This is a genomic window from Johannesbaptistia floridana (assembly GCF_057440575.1).
On the sequence record NZ_JALKVM010000340.1, the window covers coordinates 1 to 7,408 of the forward strand.

Below are 7,408 nucleotides of genomic sequence, written 5' to 3' on the forward strand. Positions count from 1 at the left end.
ACCTAGTCAATATCGTATATTCAAAGCAGATTTATTTAATTAGTTACAATAAAAGAAAAATTAAAAGTAGGGTGCGTTAACCTGCGTGTAACGCACCGCCAATATCTCGTATTCAAAAGATGTCTATTGGACTAAAGTCCAACTACGAACCTAGTCAATATCGTATATTCAAAGCAGATTTATTTAATTAGTTACAATAAAAGCAATTTTTATGTTACTATAAGTAGATAAGGTTTAAAAAAGTGTGTAATTATGTAAAGATTTGACGAAAAATAGCGTGCTGCTTCGGAGATTCCCAAGGGAATTGCTCTGTAACAGCATTATGGGTGTAAATAACTCAAACTCCTTGATATTTACGATTCAAAGGATTTATATCAAGTGCTTTAGAAGTAGTTTGGTTATTTTCCCCAGAGTGAGTCCAGTTTGATACGCGCCTCCGACTGACAAAACCCAGTTATTATTTTCAAAGATGTCTATTGGACTAAAGTCCAACTACGAACCTAGTTGTTACAGGGGTATATCAACCGGATGGGCGTTTCAAATGTGGACAACTCAAACTTTTAACACTACAAAAAGCTATCTTAAAAGGTCAAATTTTGTCATGCTACACAATAATAATAGATGCTATCCAAGAAATCTCAGTACTGGAGAAATTGCCAGTATTGAAAAATATTTAGAGGAATTACAAGCCAATTCCCAAATTGATCGCCTTTCACAAGGACTAACTGAAAGAGATTTACGCTGGTACTTCTATGCAAACCGGGATAGAATTCCAGAAGCACTTGAAAAGCTAATGAGATATACAAGAAGTAGAGAAGGAGAAACAGTAGTTTGCCGTCTTCCTATTCGTTATCAAGAATATTCTCATTATAAACCTGCTAATAACTTAGACTGGAGAGGAACATCCTACACATTTAAAGATGCTATTAACGAGTCTTTCCGAAGAACTGGTATAAATCGCGATCGCTTTGTCCCCAAAATTTGGGGGGTAAATATGTATGGAAAATCATTTCCCGTGGAGTGGAAAGGTCCAGAAGGATCTAAAGTTGGTGTAGATTACCCTCACTATAATGTGAAAGATGGACAATGGATTATTGGTCCAGATGTACCTCATGTTGGCTGGCGAATTGGCACTAAAAACAAAACTGTAGGACATATTTGGCTTGATGATATTCCCTACAATCGTTAACTTTCATCTAGTAATAATTTATTTGCCATGAAAAACCAAAAATCACTACGAAGCAGTCAAGACATATACAATAGATTACGCTGGGATTCAAAAGTATCAACCAGTGAGATTCTTGTCGGGTATATAGATAGAATCGAAGGACTCAAAGAAGTACCTTTTTCCCAGTTCAAACCAGGTGGTTTGATTCCTTGGGATAGATTGCAGTATTTTCGTATGGGTAAAATTATACTCTGGGATAGGCAAAATCGGATTGATAGAATTTTTGGGTCTGGAGATACACTTCCACAGGAAAAAATAACTTTTCAACATGATATTGCTTGGTTTGGAGAAGATTTTGTGCAAGTACCCTGGTACCAGTTTAATTCAGTTCAAGGAACATGGATAAAAGCAAACACCAACCAAAAAAATACCCCAATTAGCACCATATCAGCTATTACCTGGAATATTCTCCAAAATAAATACAACTTGGCCCGTATTCAAAGCCATCTACGTTACCCAGAGATTATCCGAATACTTAGTTACCATCGTCCAGAAATCATCGCCTTACAAGAAGTACAACTACCTTTTCTAAAGCTTATTTTACAAGAAGATTGGGTGCGTGAAACTTACTTTGTCTCTGAAAATGGCCTTGGTAGCACTATAGAAGGTTGCGGACAATTACTTTTAAGCAGTATCTATCCTGAATCCTTATGGATGCTTGATTTAGGAGGTCCTAAAAGGTTTTTAACAGGGGTAATCCCCCTCAATAACCATAGACTAGCTGTTACTTGTTTACATCTGACTAGTAATAGAGGTAAAAATCCTCCAGAAATTCGCGCTCAACAAATTAATCAACTCAAAAAAGGTCTGCCTCAAGATGCTTATCAACTCTGGTTAGGAGACTTTAACATGAGTATGGAAGAAAATCATGTTTTACCAGACAACTATATAGATATATGGACTCAATTAAAACCTGATGATTCTGGATTCACTTTTGATGTAGAAAAGAATGCACTTGCTGAAGAATTGTCCCTCTCAGGAAAATCTCGACGTTATGATCGCGCCCTACTAAGTAGTACTCCCCAAGCCTCAGATTTACAATCAGGGGAACAGATTACAGGAAAAATCCAACCAGAAAGTATTGACTTAATTGGATTAGAACCAATTCCTCATCCTAATCTTATTCTATATCCTTCAGATCATTGGGGTTTAAAAGTAAAACTGAAAATCGGAACAGAAACACCTCTAGAAACTATCTCACAAATCACCCATAAAAGTGCTTTAGTAATCATTCCTTCTGAAGAATTATGGAGAGAAATTCAGCCTTTACGGCGAGTGTGGAGTCCATCATATCAAAGATGGATGCCTCATATCAATTTACTCTATGGTTTTTTACCCTCTAATCAATTTGAGGATGCAGTGTCTCAGTTAACACCACTACTAGAAAAATGGGATAAGATTTCTTTAACCTTTGTCAGGTTCAATTATTTTCAACATTCAGCTAGTACGACTATTTACCTAGAACCAGATTCAAAATCTCAGACTCTTCTCAAAAAATTACAAGCAGAGTTAATGGCGGTATTTCCCCAATGTATAGAACAAAATCGCCACGGAAATTTTACTCCTCATTTAACTGTAGCTAAATCAAAAAGTAAGGACACTCAAGATTTATTACAGTTATGGAATCGACATTTTGAACCTTTATCCTGTAGAGTAGAAGATTTACATTTAATTACCCGAGGAAATAACACACCTTTTGAGGTCAAATATAGCCTTTCCTTAGGAAAATCAACAAATACAGAATCTGTAACCCCCTCAGACGCTGATTCCCAATCCCCAAATTTAACATCTGGGGAAGCGATGACTAGTACTAAACTAGAATCAGGTTTAAACAGAATGGGGATAATACCTTCACGTCTAGAAACTGTTATCAGACAAGAGATAATTAAAACAGTTCAAAGGGCTTGTAGAAATCTAGATTCTCAATGTAAATTTACTATAGTAGGTTCAGAAGCTTTAGGAATATCTTTATCAGGAGGGGATATTGATTTACTAGTAGAAGGTAGATTAAGCACCCAGAGATTTTTCAATCAGATAGTAAAAGTATTGGAAACAGAAAAGACTCTAAAATCCTACTCTATATTATTAAAAGCTTTAGTACCTATTCTCAAACTTCGTCTCAATGGAGTTGATTTAGACTTACAATACCTACAAGACAGGGATGAAGATTCCGAATTAGACATTAGGATAAAAAAAGCAAAAGAAGAACCAAAAATTATCCAAGCTTATTTAGGGAAAAAATTTGCAACTTGGCAAGTGGTAGTTAGAATCATTAAAGCTTGGGCTAAAGTGCGCCAATTAGATGAGGGGGCATTTGGGTTGATTCCCGGGTTAGGTTGGGCAGTCATGGTAGCAGCTTTAGGAAAACAGGAGTCACCAGAAACTTGGTTAAAGAGTTTTTTTGATACATTAGCTGATTGGAATTGGAATAATTCTATTTATCTAGGTGATGGAGAATTGGGGGTTTCAGATAACCCGATTCAGGTATTCACTACGACTACTCCTCGGTTTAATATTACTCGTCAGGGTATTACTTCAATTGAGAATTTGTTACCACTAGAAGCATTAATGGCTAATGAGCGCTACTCTACAGGTGGTTTAAAGGCATTATTGGAGCCTGTTATACCTAGTGAGTCTCAGTTTGTGGGAATTAGCTTTGAGACTCAAAATCCTGATGACAAGGCTATCATACAAGGTCAAATTAAACGGAAAGTAGGGTTTTTGTTAATGGAGTTAGAGAAAGTTGTTGGTAAAAATTTACGTCCTTATCCTCAAGTTAAGGGAAAAGTTCCCATTAAAATTGGCCTTATTGGTGGAGATTTAACAGAAAAGTATGAACAAATTCAGTTGATTTGTACTGAATGGGAACAAGATTTGTCTAAATGGAAACAACTCCCTCCCGGTGGGAAGATTTTTGTAGAAGTTATGAAGGAGTAATTATTTATGTCTAATAAACGCTATAAATATCCTAGAACTCCTCATTTAAGTTTTTCTCTAGGAGTAGGAGAAGATGATTTGAAAATTGATAGTAATAGAATTTTTGTTAATTCTCAGGTAGTCGTGACAGAAAAATTAGACGGAGAAAATACCACTATTTATCCAGAATATATTCATGCTCGTTCTCTAGATAGTGGTCATCATCCCTCTAGGGCTTGGGTTAAAAGGTTACAAGCTTCTATAGGTCATGATATACCTTTAGGATGGCGTATTTGTGGAGAAAATCTTTATGCAAGACATTCGATTGTTTATGACAACTTAACAAGTTATTTCTATATGTTTTCGATTTGGAATCAAGATAATTGCTGTTTGAGTTGGTTAGAAACTCAAGAATGGGCAGAAATTTTAGGTTTAGAATTACCCCCTATTATCTATGAAGGTTACTGGGATGAGGCCAAAATTAGGAAAATAGGTGATAATTTAGACTTAGATAAATGCGAAGGCTTTGTGGTAAGAAATGTAGAACAATTTCACTATGATGATTTTAGCCAGAATCTAGCTAAATGGGTACGTCCTCATCATGTACAAACTGATGAACACTGGATATTTAAAGAAGTTACTCCCAATAAATTAAGGCAATGATAAATAAACTATTTGAAGAAGCAACCCCAACTCTTGAGGAGTTTATTTTATGTTTAGGGGAACAAATTCCTTTGTTAAAAAAGTATAAGTCTACACCTCAAGATAGAGAATGGCATGGAGAAGGAGATGTGCATATTCATACTGAAATGGTGTTAAATGAAATTTATTCTATTTTAGCCACAGAAGCAACTCATCTCAGTAAAGAACGTCGTTGTAGTTTGATTTTAGGAGCATTATTACATGATATTGCTAAACCTATAACTACTAGAGAAGAAGAAATAGACGGTAAAATTCGGATTATATCCCCTAAACATCCGAGGAAGGGTCGCTCATACCTCTCATTTAAGTTAATAGGTTTAGGATTGCCCTATTCAGTAGTAGAAACAATTTTAGGCTTAGTTGGTTATCATCATGAACCAATTCGCTTAGTTACTCAGGAGAAACCCCCTGGAGAGTATAAAAAAATTGCACGTTTAACAGATCCAGAATTACTTTATTGGTTAGAATTAGCTGATATTCGCGGACGAATATGTAAAGACAAGGGTCAGCAATTAGAATATATAGAAATGTATCGTTTGTTCGCTGAAGAATATCAAGCTTGGTCACGTTTTGGAGTAGAATATCTTGCTTGGCGTCAATATTTTAACCAAGAATTGAGGGATTGGGATCTAGATACTAGGGATTTAGTTTTTAGTAATGCCATCTCTCGTGGGGAAAGTAATCAAATCTTTACTCCTGAATCTGAATTAGCTCGTTCTTTTTCTTATCGTGATTCTTTCCCTAGAGTGGTTTTAACTTGTGGTATTAGTGGCGCGGGTAAAAGTACTTGGATTGCTCATAATCTTCCTGATTATACAGTTATTTCTCTTGATTCTCTTAGGGAGAAAATAGCTGGTTGTCGAAGTGATCAATCTCATAATAGTCAAATTGTTAATATAGCTAAAAAACAACTTAAAACCTTACTGCAAAGTCATAGTAAAATTGTTTGGGATTCTACTGGCTTAAGGCGAGATTTTCGCCAACAAGTAATTAATATGAGTCATAATTATGGCGCTTTGGTTACTTTAGTTATTTTTGTTTGTCCCGAAAATATTTATTTTCAACGTAATCAAACACGTAAACATCGAGTGCCAGAACAGGTACTTATACGACAGTTAGAAATTATAGAATTTCCTGAACTGGATGAGAGCGATCGCCTTTTAGTTATTGACGAAATCGGTAATACTATCGCTAGATTTCCCTGAGCTCATATCTTGCATCTTTATCACTCATTTACTTGTGGTGGATGAATCTTGAAGTCTTGAAGTTTTGAAGTCTTGAAGTAACAAGTAAGAAGTCTTGAAGTAAGAAGTAATGAGTTTTGAAGTCTTGAAGTAAGAGAATTAATGCGATCGCGTTTAAAAATTGATTCTCCCTTGTCGGCCAATTTCTGTACTTTTGTTTTGGTGCAAGATATGAGCTGAGCTCATATCTTCTACCAGTACATAAGTACTAATAAAAGAGGTGAGCCAATGAAGCTCGGCGATTAATAAGAGTTGTGTCTAAAATTTTTTAACATAGATTTCCATGTTAGGATCAAAGTGTTAAGAAAGATTTAAAAATTTTTCAACTTTAAATAGAAACAAGAATTTTGGATGCAAATACAATTCTGAACCACTTCCAAAATTTGAGTCTGATATCAACAAAAATCAGGTTAAAAATGCCAGCTTTATTAAATAGATCTTCTCAATGTCTAGATCTACCAAAAACGAGTGAAAGCCAAAAGAATGAAACTTTATATCCCAGGTTTTCCTTGACCAGTACACATAATTGTCCTTGCTGCTCATACATATTACTTCGTCATTTACGTAGGGCAACTATTTACTGGCGTTGTAGCCACTGTTATCAAGAAATGCCAGTTTTCTAAATAACTAATAAATCACTTTTTCAATATATATTCAGGAAAAAAAAATGGATGCTCAACAAATTTTACAACTTTACGCAGCAGGACAGCGAGATTTTAGTCGCGTGAGTCTGATTCAAGTCTGTCTGACTAATGCCAATTTAATAGGAGCGCATTTAACTGGAGCGCATCTGATTAAAGCCAACTTACAAGGTACGAACCTGACTAAAGCTCATCTGAAACAAGCAAAGCTAAATCAATCAAATCTGGTAGAGGCGGCAATGGTGCAAACCTGCTTAATTAATGCGGAAATGATTGATTCTGATCTTAGTGGAGCTGACTTGAGAGATGCAGACTTGAGAGGAGCTAACTTACGAGGGGCCAATTTAGGAGGGGCTGACTTAAGAGGAGCTAACTTACGAGACACTAATTTAGAAGGGGCTGACTTAAGAGGAGCTAATTTAACGGGAGTTAACTTGGAATGGACTAAGTTAGAGGGGGCTAACTTGAAGGGAGCTTATCTAGATGAGTCAGAGATTGAATTTTTAGAAAAGAGTAAACATCCTCATGGTGTGATAAAGAACAACTAACGAGTGACAGGGTATGGTCACATCTTCCACTAGTACCTCAGACCCTCGCATCTTTACCTAATGTTACTGGTTGAGGTTGAGTAATGAGTAATGAGTAATGAGTAATGAGTAATGAGTAATGAGTTAAAG

Annotated in this window: 5 protein-coding genes; all 5 read left to right on the forward strand. The window is 35.8% G+C overall.

Annotated features, from left to right (window positions below):
• Positions 1-601: 601 nt before the first annotated feature.
• The 5 genes from MW688_RS19060 (at position 602) to MW688_RS19080 (ending at position 7,279) form a co-directional block, all read left to right on the forward strand.
• Positions 602-1,189 carry a polymorphic toxin type 47 domain-containing protein gene (locus MW688_RS19060; RefSeq protein WP_486737597.1) on the forward strand — a complete coding sequence of 196 codons (588 nt, stop codon included), beginning with the start codon at positions 602-604 and terminating at the stop codon, positions 1,187-1,189.
• A gap of 27 nt (positions 1,190-1,216) precedes the next feature.
• Positions 1,217-4,165, forward strand: a complete 2,949-nt coding sequence (locus tag MW688_RS19065) for a poly(A) polymerase (protein WP_486737598.1) — start codon at positions 1,217-1,219, stop codon at positions 4,163-4,165.
• 6 nt (positions 4,166-4,171) lie between these two features.
• Positions 4,172-4,807, forward strand: a complete 636-nt coding sequence (locus MW688_RS19070; RefSeq protein WP_486737599.1) for an RNA ligase family protein — start codon at positions 4,172-4,174, stop codon at positions 4,805-4,807.
• Complete coding sequence (locus tag MW688_RS19075; protein ID WP_486737600.1) at positions 4,804-6,051, forward strand: AAA family ATPase; 1,248 nt, start codon at positions 4,804-4,806, stop codon at positions 6,049-6,051. The genes MW688_RS19070 and MW688_RS19075 overlap by 4 nt, the downstream gene beginning before the upstream one ends.
• Positions 6,052-6,757: 706 nt before the next feature.
• Complete coding sequence (locus MW688_RS19080) at positions 6,758-7,279, forward strand: pentapeptide repeat-containing protein (protein ID WP_486737601.1); 522 nt, start codon at positions 6,758-6,760, stop codon at positions 7,277-7,279.
• Positions 7,280-7,408: the final 129 nt, after the last annotated feature.